14 protein-coding genes are annotated in these 15775 nt (G+C 55.9%); 11 read left to right on the top strand and 3 right to left on the bottom strand.

The genetic code is table 11. The features are described from left to right. Positions 1 to 97 precede the first annotated feature (97 nt). Complete coding sequence (locus tag CMO10_RS18435; RefSeq protein WP_297024797.1) at positions 98 to 814, top strand: FadR/GntR family transcriptional regulator; 717 nt, start codon at positions 98 to 100, stop codon at positions 812 to 814. Positions 815 to 995: 181 nt separating this feature from the next. Further along, positions 996 to 1889, top strand: a complete 894-nt coding sequence (locus tag CMO10_RS18440) for an SMP-30/gluconolactonase/LRE family protein (RefSeq protein ID WP_297024798.1) — start codon at positions 996 to 998, stop codon at positions 1887 to 1889. Between the two features lie 87 nt (positions 1890 to 1976). Here the strand turns inward: CMO10_RS18440 and CMO10_RS18445 are convergent, their stop codons facing one another. Beyond that, a complete protein-coding gene (locus tag CMO10_RS18445) occupies positions 1977 to 2741 on the bottom strand; it encodes a 2-keto-4-pentenoate hydratase (RefSeq protein WP_297024799.1) in 765 nt (254 codons plus the stop codon). Positions 2742 to 3017: 276 nt separating this feature from the next. Between CMO10_RS18445 and kdgD the strand changes: the two genes are divergently transcribed. The 9 genes from kdgD (at position 3018) to CMO10_RS18490 (ending at position 12806) form a co-directional block, all read left to right on the top strand. Further along, positions 3018 to 3944, top strand: a complete 927-nt coding sequence (gene kdgD / locus CMO10_RS18450; RefSeq protein WP_297024800.1) for a 5-dehydro-4-deoxyglucarate dehydratase — start codon at positions 3018 to 3020, stop codon at positions 3942 to 3944. Between the two features lie 252 nt (positions 3945 to 4196). Beyond that, complete coding sequence (locus CMO10_RS18455; protein ID WP_297024801.1) at positions 4197 to 5189, top strand: TRAP transporter substrate-binding protein; 993 nt, start codon at positions 4197 to 4199, stop codon at positions 5187 to 5189. Between the two features lie 97 nt (positions 5190 to 5286). Beyond that, the gene (locus tag CMO10_RS18460) at positions 5287 to 5832 is read left to right on the top strand and encodes a TRAP transporter small permease (RefSeq protein ID WP_297024802.1); all 546 of its coding nucleotides are present in this window, start codon (positions 5287 to 5289) and stop codon (positions 5830 to 5832) included. Continuing rightward, positions 5833 to 7119 (top strand): TRAP transporter large permease, encoded by a 1287-nt coding sequence (locus tag CMO10_RS18465; RefSeq protein ID WP_297024803.1) that lies wholly within the window; start codon positions 5833 to 5835, stop codon positions 7117 to 7119. 37 nt (positions 7120 to 7156) lie between these two features. Then, positions 7157 to 7951, top strand: coding sequence for an NAD-dependent epimerase/dehydratase family protein (locus tag CMO10_RS18470; RefSeq protein WP_297024804.1), 795 nt, complete (start codon positions 7157 to 7159; stop codon positions 7949 to 7951). 148 nt (positions 7952 to 8099) lie between these two features. Further along, on the top strand, positions 8100 to 8624 hold the full coding sequence (locus CMO10_RS18475) for an RNA polymerase sigma factor (RefSeq protein WP_297024805.1): 525 nt from the start codon (positions 8100 to 8102) through the stop codon (positions 8622 to 8624). Positions 8625 to 8713: 89 nt separating this feature from the next. Further along, positions 8714 to 9781 carry a FecR family protein gene (locus CMO10_RS18480; RefSeq protein WP_297024806.1) on the top strand — a complete coding sequence of 356 codons (1068 nt, stop codon included), beginning with the start codon at positions 8714 to 8716 and terminating at the stop codon, positions 9779 to 9781. A 126-nt stretch (positions 9782 to 9907) separates the two neighbouring features. Continuing rightward, the gene (locus CMO10_RS18485; protein WP_297024807.1) at positions 9908 to 12298 is read left to right on the top strand and encodes a TonB-dependent receptor; all 2391 of its coding nucleotides are present in this window, start codon (positions 9908 to 9910) and stop codon (positions 12296 to 12298) included. Between the two features lie 91 nt (positions 12299 to 12389). Then, the gene (locus tag CMO10_RS18490) at positions 12390 to 12806 is read left to right on the top strand and encodes a hypothetical protein (protein WP_297024808.1); all 417 of its coding nucleotides are present in this window, start codon (positions 12390 to 12392) and stop codon (positions 12804 to 12806) included. A gap of 15 nt (positions 12807 to 12821) precedes the next feature. Here CMO10_RS18490 and fhuB read toward each other — a convergent pair whose 3' ends face one another. Next, complete coding sequence (gene fhuB, locus CMO10_RS18495) at positions 12822 to 14834, bottom strand: Fe(3+)-hydroxamate ABC transporter permease FhuB (RefSeq protein WP_297024809.1); 2013 nt, start codon at positions 14832 to 14834, stop codon at positions 12822 to 12824. Next, positions 14831 to 15766, bottom strand: coding sequence for an ABC transporter substrate-binding protein (locus CMO10_RS18500; RefSeq protein ID WP_297024810.1), 936 nt, complete (start codon positions 15764 to 15766; stop codon positions 14831 to 14833). The genes fhuB and CMO10_RS18500 overlap by 4 nt, the downstream gene beginning before the upstream one ends. Positions 15767 to 15775 lie beyond the last annotated feature (9 nt).

Genomic DNA, 15775 nt, shown 5'->3' on the forward strand with positions numbered 1-15775 from the left:
GCCTCCTGCATTACTAGAATGCGAGGGCTTTACCGTCTTGTTGTTTGGCGATAAAAATTACAAGTAAGTTTTACAAGATAACAAGTCCGGGGGGCGGATGTCCGAGCTGCTGCTGAGAGTCCAGAAACGCGAAAAACTCGCCGATCAGCTTTATGGTCAGATCCTTGAGCAGATCATCTCGGGCAATCTTGCCGAGGGTGCCAAGCTGCCTTCGGAAAACGAGATTTGCGCATCCTTTGGCGTGTCGCGCCCGGTTGTGCGCGAAGCATTGCGCAAACTGCAGTCCGACGGGCTGGTCTATGCCCGCCAGGGGGTGGGATCGTTTGTTAAAAAGCGCCCGCCACAAGGCCTGATCGAATTTGGTGGGGTGAGTGATGTCGCAGGCCTCCTGCGTTGTTTTGAAGCCCGGTCTGCGATTGAAGGCACAACCGCGCGCATGGCAGCCGAACGGGCCAGTGCCCGTCATCACCGCGAAATTGAAAATGCGCTTACGATGCTTGAAGACGGGGTGGCTGCCGGTGACATCGCCGATAAGGCTGATCTGGCCTTTCACATGGCCATCGCGCGGGCCAGCGGGAACGAGATTTTCGTCACCATTTTGAATTCCCTGCATGAAGTGATGGGTAAATCCATGCGCGTTGCGCTGAATATCACGCGCGGCGGATCGGCCGAGCGTGCGCAAAAGGTTTTGAGCGAGCATCGCCAGATCTATGATGCGATCCTGAGCCACGATGGTGCTAGTGCCGAACTTCTGATGCGCTACCACCTGCATCAGGCCCGCCAGCGTGTCACCGATCACGCCCGCGACCGGTAATCACGGCGGAACTCTTACCAACACCCGGAATTCTATAATTTCTGTTTTTTCAGCAGGCTAAGCTGCGAAACGGGCCGGGCAGAAGGCCGATTGTCATGACAATCCTGTTGACAAGCAGGGGCCGCAAACGGCACACCAGAACATAACAATAAATAATCATATGAATTCGGGAGTGTGTATGATGACGGGTGGTGTGATGTATCAGCCGGAAATTCTTTCTGACGAAACCTTCACCTTGGCGGAATGCCCCAACTGGGATGCTGCCAACAACCGGCTTTACTGGACCGATATCCTGAATTGCAAGCTGCATTCCCTTGATGTGGCAACGGGTGCGCGCAAGACATGGACCTTTGATAGCGAACTTGGCTGTTTTGGCCTGACCGATCACGGACGCATCATCGTAGCCCTTCGCAAGGATATCATTTTCCTTGATCCTGAAACCGGTGATCGTGCGCCGCTTTGTCGGATCGAAGACGGCATTAACAGCCGCACCAATGATGGCAAGATTGGCCCGGACGGCGCGTTCTGGGTCGGCACAATGGATGACAATCCCGACAAGATGCCGATTGCCTCGCTTTATCGCATCACGGCTGATGGCAAGGTCGAGGAAAAGGCAACCGGGTTCAAGATTTCCAACGGCATTGCCTGGTCGGCGGATGGATCGAAAATGTATCACTCCGATTCACGTGGGCCGTGGGTCAACCGGTGGGACTTTGATGTCGCCACGGGCAACATTGGCAATTGCACGCGCTATCTTGATCTTGATGACACGCTGGGCCGCCCGGATGGCGGGGCGGTTGATCTTGAAGGGTGCTATTGGTCGGCCGGTGTGTCGGCGGGCAATCTCAATCGATTTGCCCCGGATGGCACGCTTTTGAAATCGATCCCGATGCCGATGCCCAATCCGACCATGCCGTGCTTTGGTGGGCCGGATATGAAAACGCTTTATGTCACCAGCCATCAGGAAGGATACAGCCCGGAAAAACGTGCTGAATTCCCGCATGCAGGCAAGCTGGTCAAGCTGCGCGTTGAAGTACCCGGTGTTCCGGTCAACAAGTTCCGCGAAAACGGCTAAGTCCCGGACGCGCTAAAACAAAAGCCATGCGACGGGATGTCGCATGGCTTTTTTGTTGGGTTGGATCCGGACTGTAAGCCGCCCAGATCAGACCTTTTTGATGTCGGCCGTCACCGTGCCCAATCCTTCAAAGATCGCTTCGATCTTGCCATGCGGGCTGATGGTCGGAAGCGCACAGGCACCCGTGGTGATCACGTCGCCTGCCTTAAGGCTTTTGCCGCGCTTGGCAAGGAAGCCGACAAGATATTCCAGTCCGCCAAAGATTTCCGGCCAGGCATCGGGATCATCGTTGCTGGCAAGTACTTCGCCGTCACTTTTGGTGGTGACTTTGCCGCCGATAAAGCCAAGGTCGCGCCAGCCTTCGATTTCCGGGCCGAGGATGAAGTGGCTGGTCGAATTAAGATCGGCCAGCGTCTGGATCGGGTCCTGCTTTTCGTGATAGCGGCGATCGGCAATCTCGATCGCCAGATGCATGCTTTTGATGTGATCTAGGATGTCACTTGATGTCGCATCCGGGGCCGGCGTGCTGTCCATGACAACGGCAATTTCCGCCTCGATATTGGGGAAATGGATGTCATCGGTGGTCAGTGTCGCGTCATCGCCAAGGATACGACCATCAAGCAACGGGCCGACGAGCGGGCCGTCCGCGCCGATCTTTTCCTGTGCCGCGCGGGTCGCAACCGCAAGCTTCCAGCCCGCCTGCGCGATGCCGACAAGTGCCAGGGTGGCATCCTGAATGGCATAAGCGTCGTCAAAGGTTTTGGGGGCGATGTCGGCGGGCAGGGGATCAATCAGGGTGTGTTTGGTAAAGGCATCGGCAAGGATGCGGCTGGCAGCAGTGATATCAGTCATTCCCGGTCTTCTTGGCTGTGGCGTTGAATGGATCGCCAGAGCCTAACGGGCTTTGATCGCAAAGTCATCATACCAATCAACCCGATTCGAGAAAATCGGACGAAAATCACCGTTTTATACCAAAGTCGAAAGAGCCGGAAATGTCGCAGAAAACTCGGTTTTTTCGGCTTTCTCAGGGCTTTGTAAAAGTCTGAGTATTATGTTTGACAAAGTGATATGATGAATTTATAGAATCGTCATAGTTGTTTTGACGCATACAGATATTAAGGACGCTTGATGCATTATCTAGAGATGAAAAAGGCGATTGGCGCCGGGTTGCTTTCTTTTCCGGTAACGCCTTTTGATGCCGAGGGCGCGCTTGATCTTGCGACCTACCGCACGCATGTCGCCTGGTTGTCGCAATATCCGGCAACCGCCCTGTTTGCCGCAGGCGGCACCGGGGAATTCTTTTCCCTGACCCCGGCAGAAGTGGTTGAAACCGTGCGCGCGGCCAAGGAAGTCGCAGGCGATACCCCGATCATTGCCGGCTGTGGTTATGGCACCGCGATGGCGGTTGACCTTGCCAAGGCGTGCGAGGCGGCCGGGGCTGATGGCCTGTTGCTGTTGCCGCAATACCTGATCGGGGCAGAGCAGGAAGGCCTGTTTGCCCGCGTTAAGGCGGTTTGTGATGCGGTTGATATCGGTGTGATTGTCTATAACCGTGACAATTCGATCATCACGGCTGAAACCCTTGCCAAGCTGTGCGAGGTTTGCCCGAACCTGGTCGGGTTCAAGGATGGCCATGGCAATATCGAAATGGTCACCAAGGTCTGCACCGTGATCGGCGATCGCCTATCCTATATCGGTGGCATGCCGACGGCCGAAGTTTTTGCCAAGGCTTACAAGGCAGCCGGTGTGACAACCTATTCATCGGCGATCTTCAACTTCCTGCCGCAGCAGGCACTTGATTTCTATGACGCGCTGACGCGCGATGATGATGCGGCCATGAGCCGTGTGCTGACCGAATTCTTCTATCCCTATCTTGATATCCGTAATCGCGGAAAGGGATATGCCGTATCCATCGTCAAGGCCGGCATGCGTGTGATCGGGCGCGATACCGGTCCGGTCCGTAGTCCGCTGACCGATTTGACTGACAAGGAACATGACATGTTGGCCGATGTTATCCGCAAGGCCTATGGCGCGGATGCACTGCGCGCCGCCTGATTAGTAATCGGGGCGCTATGCCTGCATGAACCTGCCTTTTACCCCGGCAGGCCTGACTTGCCGGGGTAACTGATTGCGACGCCAAAACAACAATCGGCGCGCAGAAAAACGAAGCAGCTATTAGACTAGTTGTTAACAAATCTTACAGTTGTGTTTACAAGTGACGGATTGTAGGATTATATGAGAAAAAATGACCCCAAAGGGGCATCAAGGCTTTTACGTAAATGACAAATCGTCTCGGGAGGAACCCAAATGAACAAGTTTATCAAAACCACGACACTGACGATCGCGGCCGCAGCCGTTTCGGTTGCGCTGGCATCCGGTGCGCAGGCTAAGGAATGGCGCGGCTGGAATATCCATCCGCCGGAATATCCGGTTTCGACCGGCATGGAAGAATTCGCCAAGCTGATCAATGAAAAGTCCGGTGGCGATCTTGAAGCCAAGGTTTATCACGGTGGTGTTCTCGGCGATCAGCCGGACGCGATTCAGCAGGTCCGCCTTGGTGGTCTGGACTGGGCTGTTTTCAACCTCGGCCCGCTCGGTGAAGTTGCCCCGGAAGCCAACGTTGTTTCGCTGCCCTTCATCTTCAAAAGCGTCGATGCCATGCATGACGTTATGGATGGCCCGGCTGGTCAGCAGATTGCTGATGGCCTGATCGCAGCTGGCTTGCAGCCGCTTGGCTGGTACGATTCCGGTGCGCGTTCTTTCTACAACTCCAAGCACCCGATCAACACCCCGGCCGATCTGCAGGGCCTGAAATTCCGCGTCATGAGCAACGACCTGTATGTTCAGATGGTTGACTCGCTTGGCGGTAACGCGACCCCGATGGCGTATAGCTCGGTCTATCAGTCGCTTAAAACCGGTGTGATTGACGGTGCGGAGAACAACTATCCGTCCTATGACAGCTCCGGCCACTTTGAGGCTGCCAAGTACTACTCGGTCACCCAGCACCTGATTCTGCCGGAATGCCTGTGCATGAACAAAGCGCTTTATGACAGCCTTTCGGACGAAGAGAAAAAGACTGTGCACGAAGCTGCTGAAGCTTCGGTAACTGTCCAGCGTGCTGCCTGGGCCGCCCGTGCCGAGCAGTCCAAGGAAAAAGTCATTGCTGCTGGCATCGAAGTTAACGAAATCGCTGACAAGCAGGCCTTCCAGGACGCTATGCAGCCGGTTTACGACAACTTCCTGAAGTCCAACCCGGATCTGGCTGACCTGGTCAAAGCCATCCAGGATGCGCAGAAATAAGACAGTATATCGAAAGGGCGGCGATTTAATCGTCGCCCTTCTTTTTGTCCTGTGACTATTCTATTTCCAGTTAAAACATTATCTGGCAGCACAATTGATGTTTTCTCGTTTGACCAATTTGATCGACCGCCTCGGCGGTGGTATCGCCGGTCTGCTGAATTTGATTGGCGGTCTGGCGCTTGTTGCCCTGATCCCGAGCTTCGGCTGGCTGGTGTTCGGGCGTTATGTCCTTAATGAAACACCAACCTGGGTGGAACAGGTCTCTCTTATTCTGATTGTCCTGATTACCTTCCCGGTGGCCGCCGCCGGTATGCGCGATAACAGCCATTTGTCTGTGTCATTTTTCCGTGATGCGCTGCCGCCAAAAATTGCCGCGAGCGTTGCTGCGATCAGCTATGCTGCCATGGCGTGGTTCGGCTACTGGATGCTGATTGGCGGGATGGATCTGGTCGCCTTTAACTGGGCGAAGACCATGCCGATCATTCATATTTCCGATGGTTGGCGGTCTGTGCCGATGGCGGTTTGCGGCGCCGGGATCATGTTCTACAGCGTGGTGCATATCCTCAAGATCATCGCCGGATGGCAAACGATTGCGCGTGCTGGCATCTATCACGACGACTTGCTTAACAAGGACGCTGAATAAATGGGCATGACCATTCTTCTGGGCGTGTTTGCCATCGGTATTCTGATTGGTATGCCCGTTGCCATCGCACTGGGCATTGCTGCCCTTGGCGCATTCTTTTTCGAAGGCCTGCCAACCCTGATCGCGTTTCAGCGTATCGGATCGGGGGTCAGTACCTTTTCGCTTCTGGCCATTCCGTTCTTCATCTTTGCCGGCGAGCTGATGCTTCATGGCGGGATCGCCACAAGGCTGGTGCAATTCGCAACCGCGCTTGTCGGCAGTCGCCGTGGCGGCCTTGGCATCGTGAACGTGTTTTCATCGATGCTGTTTGGCGGCATTTCCGGTTCCGCAGTGGCCGATACATCCGCCCTTGGGTCGATCCTGATCCCGGTGATGAAAAAGGAAGGCTACCGCGCGGATTACGCGGTCAACGTGACGGTGACATCGTCGATTGCCGGCATCATGATCCCGCCAAGCCATAACATGATCCTGTATGCGGTGGCGGCCGGCGGGGGGATTTCGATCTCCAAGCTGTTTATGGCCGGTGTCGTTCCGGGCATTATCATGTGCGTGTTACTCGGCCTTGCCACATGGCTGGTTGCAATTCGCCATGGCTATCCGGCCGAACCGTTCCCTGGCTGGGCAGTAGTATGGCGCACGGCCGTGCGCGCCATTCCGGGCTTCTTTACTGCTGTCATTATCGTCGGCGGGGTTCTGAGCGGTGTCTTCACCGTGACAGAGTCTGGCGCGATTGGTGTGGCCTATGCGCTGATTATCACGGGGCTGGTTTATCGCGAGCTCAGCTGGGCTGGCTTTATTGCCGCGGTCAAGCAATCGGCCAAGACGACCGCACTTGTGATGCTGCTGGTCGGGTGTGCATCGGCCTATGGTTACATGCTGGCCTTTTATCAGGTGCCCGATGCCCTGGCCGAGGCGATTACCGGCATCACCGACAATCCGATCATGGTGCTGTTGCTGATCAATATCATGCTGTTGATTGCCGGCATGATCATGGATATGGCAGCCCTCATCCTGATCTGTACGCCGATCTTCCTGCCGCTTGCCATGCAGTTTGGCATGGACCCGATCCAGTTCGGCATGGTGCTGATGATGAATTTGGGGCTTGGCCTGTGTACGCCGCCGGTGGGATCGTGCCTGTTTGTCGGGTGCGCGATTGGCGGGGTTAAAATCGAAAAAGCCGTGCAGTCGATCTGGCCATTTTATCTGGCGATCCTGAGTGCGCTTTTGCTGACAACCTATATCCCTGCGATTTCCATGACGCTTCCGAACCTTGTGTTCGGCGAGTAACGGATCGCGGGTAAAATCGATATCAAAGAGGATGGTTATGAAACGTTTGCTGATTACCGGTGCCGGTGGGAATCTTGGCAAGATTTGCCGTGAAGGGCTTAAGGGCTATGCCGATGCCATTCGCCTGTCCGATATATCGCCGATGGACCCGGCTGGTCCGAACGAGGAAGTCGTGCAATGCGATCTTTCGGATCGGGAAGCCGTGATCGAACTGACCAAGGATGTTGATGGCATCATTCATCTGGGCGGTATTTCGATTGAGGCGGCCTTTGATGACCTGCTTCAGGCGAACCTTGCCGGGACCTATAACCTTTATGAAGGCGCGCGTCAGAACGGGGTAGGGCGGATCATGTTTGCCAGCTCCAACCACGCGATCGGCTTCCATCCCCGCACCGAAAAGCTTGATGACAAATCCGAACTGCGCCCCGACAGCCTTTATGGCGTAACCAAATGCTATGGCGAGGCAGTGGCGAGCTACTATTACCACAAGTTCGATGTTGAAACTGTGTCCTTGCGCATCGGGTCGTGCTTTGAAAAGCCGCGCGATCGCCGGATGCTTTCGACCTGGATGAGCCCGCGCGATTTCATCTCGCTGATGAAGGCGATCTTTGCTGCGCCGATGACCGGCCATCTGGTGATGTATGGCGTTTCGGACAATAAATCGAAATGGTGGAGCAACGATCACGCCGATTTCCTTGGCTGGAAACCGCAAGACAGCTCCGAGCAATTCCGCGCCGAGATCGAGGCAGTCTTCCCGCCCGAAGATCGCAAGGATCCGGCTGTGATCTATCAGGGCGGTGGTTTCGCCGCCAAGGGGCATTTCGAGGACTGACCTCAGCCTTGCTGCCAAAAAGATGAATGCCAAAAGGGCCTGCGAAAGCGGGCCCTTTTGCTTTTGGAATTGACGCCGGAGCTGGATGGCTTATAAGCACTAATGAAAATGATAACAGTTATCATTATCGAATTCTGGATGTGCAGCTATGGCGGTCTGTGACCGTTCCTGGGATAACCTTTATCAGCAATATCATGATCGGTTGTTGCGACAGGTGCAGAAATATCTGCCCGCGCGCGACGAAAGTCATGACGTCTTGCAGGACCTTTATGTCCAGCTGCGCCACCGGAATATCGACCCGGATGAAATTGCCAATCCGCCAGCCTTTCTGATGCGCATGGCGACCAATCTGGCGATTGATGCCCTGCGCCGGAACAACCGCAACCCGGTTGAATTCACCGATCCGGCCGAAATCAGCGAGATGGATGGCATGGCCAGCCAGTCAGCCAGCCCTGAACAAATCAGTGCAGATCGCCAACGTCTTGATATCATTCGGCGTGCGATTGATGACCTGCCGCCGCGCTGTCGCGAGGTGTTCCTGCTGTGCAAACGGGATCATCTCAGCACGGTGGAGGCGGCAGAGCATCTTGGCATTAGTCGCAATATGGTCGAAAAGCATTTGCGTCAGGCGCTTGGACATTGCAAACAGGTGTTGGCGCGCCATGAAAACTAGGATCAGGACTTCCGACATCCTCTTTTGTGCGGCTCGTTCGTCATATAAACAACAGCATCATCAGCCAGAAGCCGGGTAACGACACTGCCATGACTGAATTCCGCTATCCCGACGACTGCCAAAGCAATGACGACATTGCCGATTACTGGGCCGTCCGCCTTGATGATGTGCAGTTAACTGCGGCTGAGGAAATCGCCTTTGAACGCTGGCAGGCCGCCGACCCGCAAAATCCTGCGCGCCTCATCCGTGCACGCCAGACATGGCACAGCATGGAAATCGCCGCAGCCGAGCTTTCCGATATGGACAATCCCGCCAAGGGAGCACCGTCGCCAAAGCAGGATCATCTTGGCTTTGATAGCGAAGCCGTTCGTCGCGATCTGGAACGGCTTGGCGCGCTTGAGGGCGGCAATGGTCGCCTGCCGGGCATGCGGTCGGCCAAACGGCGCGCGCGTCCGATGTTGGCAATCTTCACCATTCTGTTGCTGGTAGGGCTTTGGGGCTATTCGGCGTTTCAACCTGATGCCGATCTGATTGCCGCAAGCAATCCCGGTGTTGTTAGCGAAGTGCATGAACTTTCCGATGGATCACGGATCTGGATGGAGCCGGGCACGCGCGTTGCCATGGCCTATAGCGATCAGTATCGCGATCTGACCGTGCAGGAAGGCGGGGTGTTTATTGAGGTCGCCAAGGACAGCACAAGACCGCTTCGCATCCACCTTAACAAACTGACGGCAACAGCCGTTGGCACTGCATTCAGTGCGTCTAAATGGGGTGGGCATGTCCGGGTTGAGGTATCCGAAGGCACGGTTGATCTTGAAAGCCGCACGGCCAAGCTCGCCCGCCTGACTGCGGGCCGGGCATCATGGCAGGATGCCGATGGCGATATGCATTACGGCACGGTGGCACTTGATCGGGTTGCGGCATGGCGCACTGGCCGGTGGGTGGTCAATGACATGCCGATTGATGAGCTGTTTGCCCGTTTGTCACCGCTTCTTGATGATACCAGCTTTGTGCGCGATCCACGCATGGGCGAGATTACCGTTTCGGGCAGTTTCGATCTGACCAAACCGGACGGGGCTTACGGCGCGATTTTGGCGGCTTATGGTCTTACGGATCGCGCTGTTCCGGGCGGGTTCAAAATAATTTCAAAAAAATAGAAAATTTCACCTCCTCATTTCGCGGGGGGGTTCGTCATGAAGGTAATAGTGATTTGCATTATTATTTTCATGCGAAGGGGTTCGAACTTGAATATCGTGAAATTTGGGGAAACCGGGAAACGCGGAATGTCCCGTCTTTTGGGCAGCACGGCACTTGTTGCGACACTGATGATCGCATCGGTCCCGCACGCCATGGCGCAAACCGCATCGGATACTGCGCAGCCGGTTGCGGTTGCCGCAGGGGATCTGCGCACCGCCCTTGATCAGGTTGCCGATCAGTTTGGCTTGCAGCTTGTTGTGCAGGGCGATCTTTCCGGGCTTGAAAGCGGCAACCTTTCCGCTGACATGTCCGCCCGCGAAGCTTTGCAAGACCTTCTGTCGGGGTCGGGATATGCTTTTGAATTTGTCTCTGATGACAGCGTTATCATCCGCCCGGTATCGGCAAGCATGAGCGACGCCGAGGGCACGGTGATCCTGCCCGAAGTGGTGGTGACCGCGACCCGTTCGCGCCGCTCGATCGCGACCATGTCGCCGTCGGTCGTTGTGATTGGCTCCGATCAGATCGAAGCCCAGTCGGCCAAAAGCAGCGACATCACCAATGTCATTCGTAACAATGTCCCGGGCTTCATGTTTGATGACCAAAGCCTGATTTCGAGCACGGAAACCTTCCGTGGCCGTGATGTGCAGGTGCTGGTTGATGGTGTTGCGCGCAACACGCCGCTTCGTAACAGCAGCCGTATCCTTTCGATGATCGACATCCAGCAGGTCGAAAGCATCGAAGTCATTCCGGGTTCGAACGCGATGAACGGCGATGGCGCGACGGGGGCGACGATCAACATCATCACCAAGACCGGTGAAGTCGGTAAAAACGTCTTTGTCGTGGATGCCCATGCCAAAAGCTACACCGATGATATCGGCGAAAGCTTCTCACCGTCGCTGACAGTTTCGGGTAGCGGTGGCTTTGGCGCGGTTGATCTTGCGGCCAGTGTCACCGGTTCAAAAACCGGCAATGCCTATGACGGCTATGGCAATCAGGTGCCGTCAGACGCCATGCTCGGTCAGGGGGGATTTGACAACGCCGAAGACCTCAATGTTTTCGGCAAGGCCGGTGTGACACTGGCTGAGGGCCATCGAGTGTTCCTGTCCTCGGAAGTCGTGCGGTTCCGTCAAGATATCGAGTATTATTCCGACCTTTCCACCGATCCGGTGTCGGTCAATTACGATAGCCCGTACACCGGTCAGCCGTTGGAAGACGAAAGTCAGTATTTCACTGCCGGATACGAATATGACTTCGGCAAGATTGGCACCGGTGATTTGAAACTGTTTTACAATGACAGCTACAAGCAGGCTGCCCGCTCGATATACGATGCAAATCACAACAACCAAGAGCTATTGCTACCAGGCAGTACAACAGAGCTTGATCCCTTGGGGCAATCAGTGATCGACACGGTCAAGTATGGTGTCAAGCTGTCCACCGACACTGATCTGGATGTCGTGTATGACGGACTGACCCTGACCTGGGGTGGGGATCTGACCTTTGATGACGTCAAGTATGAGTCGGTCAGCGGGCGTGATCTTGGCGCGCCGATGGATCAGGAAGGCAAAGCCGTATTTGCGCAATTGAGTGCGCCGGTGACGAAGTATGTCGATCTGTCCGGCGGAGTTCGTTACGAAAAATACGACCTGACCGTCGATGACTTCCTACGCCCTAACTACACTTATATGCAGGGAGCTCTAACTGTTCCCGCTGCACAGTTTACCGGTGGTGAAACGACTTATGACGCTGTGACTTACAATGCTTCTGCGGTGGTGCATTGGACGGAGCGGTTTGACACCTCGCTCAGCTACAGCGAAGGGTTCTCTGTTCCGGATGTCGGGGCGTACACGCGTCGTGCTGGTGTGCGGGGCGTTCCGCTTAACTTTTCTGATATTGATGTCGATGCATCCAAGGTCAAAACCTACGAACTTGCGGCCCGCTTTGACGGCACGGATTTCCGGACGACCGGTGCGGTGTACATGAGCACCAACGAACGCGGCAACAACTTCGATAGCTCGACCAACACGCTCAGCCAGGAAAAAGAACGCATCATCGGTGCGGAGCTGACCGGCGAGTATGACATCTCGGAAGATACCTATATTGGCGCTTTGGCGTCTTATGTTGAAGGTCGTTATGACACTGACGAAGACGGTGATTTGGATGATTGGCTTCCCAATAACCGTATTCCGTCGCCGTTCCGCTTCACCGGCTATGTCGACAGCTATGTCTGGGGCGATCTGAATATGCGCTTCGACGGGACTTATACTGCAGCACGTAACAAAATCGAGGATGAAAAGATCAAGCCAAGCCTCGTCTTCAACCTGTCGGGCAACTACCCGGTGCTGGGTGGTACGGCGCGTTTTGGGATCGAGAACATTCTTGATAGCAGCTACGAAAACCCGGCTGGGACGGCGCTACGTGGTTATTCGGTTGCCGGTCATGGCCGTACGGTATTGATTGGCTATCGTCGCGAATTCTGATCGCGACCTGGCCAATTACGGCCTGACACATTGAGACGATTACTGGCCCGGTGGACCTCCCGCCGGGCCAATCGCGTACGGAGAATGCGAGATGTTCCGATCCTCAACACCAGAAACCGACATCGTTCTGTTTGAAATGATTGACCAGCAAAGTGACGCGGATGGAAGGGCCTATATCGCCGCCCTTGATGCGCTGGCCGAACGCAGCGAACCGGCCATTCTGATCTTTCGGGTGGCGGGCTTTATCAATCAGGATCACGAAATCCGCAAACAGGCTGCCGCATGGTTCAAGCGCAACCGCGATCGGCTGGATGTCTTTGCCAAGGGTCTGATCCGTGTCGATGAAGGTCATCATCACGGCGATGATGATCATGACCATGAAGACGCGCACGAGGATGCCGAGGACAGCAACTTTGCCCGCATGCTGCCCTTTGCGGTCAAACGCACCGACAACCTTGATCACGCCTTTGATCTGGCGCGCAATTGGGCGGCGGTTTCAAAAGACTAACGGCGTTTGCCCGGCCTAGCGTTTGCGGGCGGCCAAAATCAGGAAATAACCCGTGCCGATCAGGGCGGCGATCAGGCCGGTTGGGAGTTGGGCCGGATAGATCATGTTGCGCGCCAGCCATTCGGCAACCATCATGACATTGACTCCGATCAGAACAGCACCGAGCAGATGCCCGCCGGCAAGGCGATAGCCCGCGACGCGGGCCAGATGCGGGGCCATCAGACCGACGAAACTAAGCGGTCCGACCAGAAGGGTTGCACTGGCAGCCAGAATGGCAGCGAGCAGCATCATGGCAAACTGGAAACCCGAAATACCAAGCCCGAGCGAGATCGACTGATCCGTACCCAATGACGCCAGTTCAAGTGGACGACGAAGGGCAATTGCCACCACCAGAAGAATACCGGTGACACCGGCGACAATCATCACCTCGTTCATATTGGTGAAATAGGTCGTACCAGCCAGCCAGGACATCAGCATCGATGTCTGTGTGCCGCTTCGGGTCAGGACAATACGTACCATCGCGCCCAGAATGGCGGTCATGGCGAGGCCATTCAGCAACATGTAATGCGGCGCATGGGTGAATTTGCGGCAAAGGGCGAGCAAGACGAAAAGCGATGCAATCCCGCCCGCAGCCCCGATCACCATCAGTTCCGCACGCTGCCCGAAGCCAAATACGGCGAGAGCGAGGATCATGGCGAGTGCGGTGGCCGAGCTGACCCCGGTGATTTCCGGGCTTGCCAGCGGGTTGCGCCCGACGCGTTGAATGAGTGTGCCTGAGACGGCCAGGGCCGCACCGCAAATCATCGCGGCGAAGGTGCGCTCAGACCGGCCGATCAGGATATCAAGGCTGCTGTCCTGCCAGCGCAGAATGACAAAGCCGCTGCCATCCAGCGAGACTAACAGGGAAAACACGACACCGATCACAAGGCTGGCGGCAAGCGCAATCGAAAGGGTGGTTTTCGAGACGATCTGTTGATCGCTATGTTGATCATCGTTTTGGTTGCCCGGCATGATGCGCGCCTTGAGCAGCATGAAGATGATGAACGGCGCGCCAAACAGGGCCGTTGCCGCCCCGGTTGGCAGGGGATCTCCACCAAGTGTATTAAACTGACGCACGAGAAAATCGACGATCAGAAGTGCAAAGCCGCCGGTGAAAACCGAATAGATCATCAAATCGCGCGACCGCGACAGTCCGGCAATGCGAAGGGCAGCCGGGATGGCCAAGCCGACAAAGCCGATCATGCCGGCTGCCGAAATCACCGAGGCGGTGATAAAGACTGCCAAGCCCAGGATCAAAAGGCGCAGGACCGTGACCTTGGCGCCAAGCGAACTTGCCGTGTCATCGCCAAGGGCGAGAAGATCAAGCGGGCGCGACAGGGCGAGAATGGCAATCATGCCAGTCAGGACACGCGGCCAGACAAATTCGGTGTCGTCCCAGCCATTCTGGGCCAGATCACCGGCCCCCCACATGAAGATCGATTGCAGATATTGCTCGTTAAATAGCAAGATGATCTGCGATCCTGACTGCAACAGCAGATTGACGATCATCCCGGCGAGAATAAGCCACAGCGTCGCATTGCCGCGATTGGCCGCAATCAGATAGACGGCACCCAGCGCAATCAGACCCCCGGCAAGGGCAAAGGCCTCCTGAAATATGGCAAGCGATGCTGGTGCCAGCAGGACAAACAGGGTCAGGGCGAATTCAACACCCGCGCCGACGCCAAGGGTGGTCGGTGATGCCAGCGGGTTGCGCAAAACCGTCTGGATCGCAGCCCCGGCAAGCGCCAACCCAGCCCCACACAAAAACGCCATGGCAACACGGGGCAGGGTGCTGAAATGAAACAGGATCTGATCGAAATCGGTTTCATCCGGGCTGAACAGGGCCTGCGAGATGTTGCCACTGGCAAGATAGGGCCAGAAATCAATGACCAGTACGGCAAGGGCCAAAACGCCCAGAATGCCGGTCAGGACGGCTGGAAGGGACAGTGTCCCCCGAAGGTCTGCATTGCGCGCGGTCGCGGTGCTCATTGTTGCGGGCCGCTTTCAATCGTCTCGGTCAGAAGGCGCGCAAAGCGAAGGGCGGATGGCACCCCGCCATAGGCCCAGACAACGGGCAATTCATACACCCGGTTGTTGCGGGTGAAATCCATCACCTTCCACATCGGCGAATTCAGAAGCTTATCGAGGACCACATCGGGCACCGGGTTGGTATAGACCAGCGTTTCCTTGGCATAGGGCGCAAGGATTTCGAGCCCGCCACGGCCAAAGCCCCATTTGTTGACTTCGCCGTCATAGGCAATCGGCACATTCATCGCCGTCATCACCGAGCCGGGGAGCGAGATATCGGCAAAGATGCCGACATTGCTTTCATCAAAGAAGAAAACAACGTTGATCTTCTGATCCGGGCCGATGGCGGTTTTGATCCGCTTGCCATAATCGATCATCTTCTGATCGACATCAGCGAGATAGGCTTGGGCCTCTGCCTCGCGCCCGGTGGCCTTGGCGATCTTGCCAAAAACCTCACGGGCGGTTTCAAAGGCCGGGGTCTTGCCGTCAAACAAACGCAGTTCCAGAACCGGCGCGATTTCGGCCAGTTTCTCGTACGCCATGCCGATATCGGGAACGCTGATAATCAGGTCGGGCTTTGATGCGCGAAGGGCTTCAAGATTGGGCGATGCGCGCTGACCAAGATCAACGAAGCTTTCGGGCAGATCAGGCTTGGCAACCCAGTCGACGTAATCTTGTGGGTCGGCAATCGCCACCGGGTCAAGGCCAAGGGCAATCACACTTTCGGTAAACGACCAGTTGATGGTGGCAACCCGTTTGGCCGGGCCATCAAGACGCAGAATGCCGCGCTCATGTTCGATCTCGATCGGGTCGGCCAAAGCCGGTGAAATGGAAGTTGCGATAATGGCAGCGCAGAGCAAAACCGGGCAGACAAGCGCACGCAGAATATTCATGCCGGGGTT

The organism is Thalassospira sp., assembly GCF_002709775.1.
GTDB lineage: Bacteria > Pseudomonadota > Alphaproteobacteria > Rhodospirillales > Thalassospiraceae > Thalassospira.

Excerpts from the sequence above, each read along its gene's own strand:
- CMO10_RS18485 (WP_297024807.1), top strand. The coding sequence starts at position 9,908 with ATGTCCCGTCTTTTGGGCAGCACGGCACTTGTTGCGACACTGATGATC.
- CMO10_RS18470 (WP_297024804.1), top strand. The coding sequence starts at position 7,157 with ATGAAACGTTTGCTGATTACCGGTGCCGGTGGGAATCTTGGCAAGATT.
- CMO10_RS18465 (WP_297024803.1), top strand. The coding sequence starts at position 5,833 with ATGGGCATGACCATTCTTCTGGGCGTGTTTGCCATCGGTATTCTGATT.
- fhuB (WP_297024809.1), bottom strand. The coding sequence starts at position 14,834 with ATGAGCACCGCGACCGCGCGCAATGCAGACCTTCGGGGGACACTGTCC.
- CMO10_RS18435 (WP_297024797.1), top strand. The coding sequence starts at position 98 with ATGTCCGAGCTGCTGCTGAGAGTCCAGAAACGCGAAAAACTCGCCGAT.
- CMO10_RS18455 (WP_297024801.1), top strand. The coding sequence starts at position 4,197 with ATGAACAAGTTTATCAAAACCACGACACTGACGATCGCGGCCGCAGCC.
- CMO10_RS18445 (WP_297024799.1), bottom strand. The coding sequence starts at position 2,741 with ATGACTGATATCACTGCTGCCAGCCGCATCCTTGCCGATGCCTTTACC.
- CMO10_RS18440 (WP_297024798.1), top strand. The coding sequence starts at position 996 with ATGACGGGTGGTGTGATGTATCAGCCGGAAATTCTTTCTGACGAAACC.
- CMO10_RS18490 (WP_297024808.1), top strand. The coding sequence starts at position 12,390 with ATGTTCCGATCCTCAACACCAGAAACCGACATCGTTCTGTTTGAAATG.
- CMO10_RS18475 (WP_297024805.1), top strand. The coding sequence starts at position 8,100 with ATGGCGGTCTGTGACCGTTCCTGGGATAACCTTTATCAGCAATATCAT.
- CMO10_RS18460 (WP_297024802.1), top strand. The coding sequence starts at position 5,287 with ATGTTTTCTCGTTTGACCAATTTGATCGACCGCCTCGGCGGTGGTATC.
- CMO10_RS18480 (WP_297024806.1), top strand. The coding sequence starts at position 8,714 with ATGACTGAATTCCGCTATCCCGACGACTGCCAAAGCAATGACGACATT.
- kdgD (WP_297024800.1), top strand. The coding sequence starts at position 3,018 with ATGCATTATCTAGAGATGAAAAAGGCGATTGGCGCCGGGTTGCTTTCT.
- CMO10_RS18500 (WP_297024810.1), bottom strand. The coding sequence starts at position 15,766 with ATGAATATTCTGCGTGCGCTTGTCTGCCCGGTTTTGCTCTGCGCTGCC.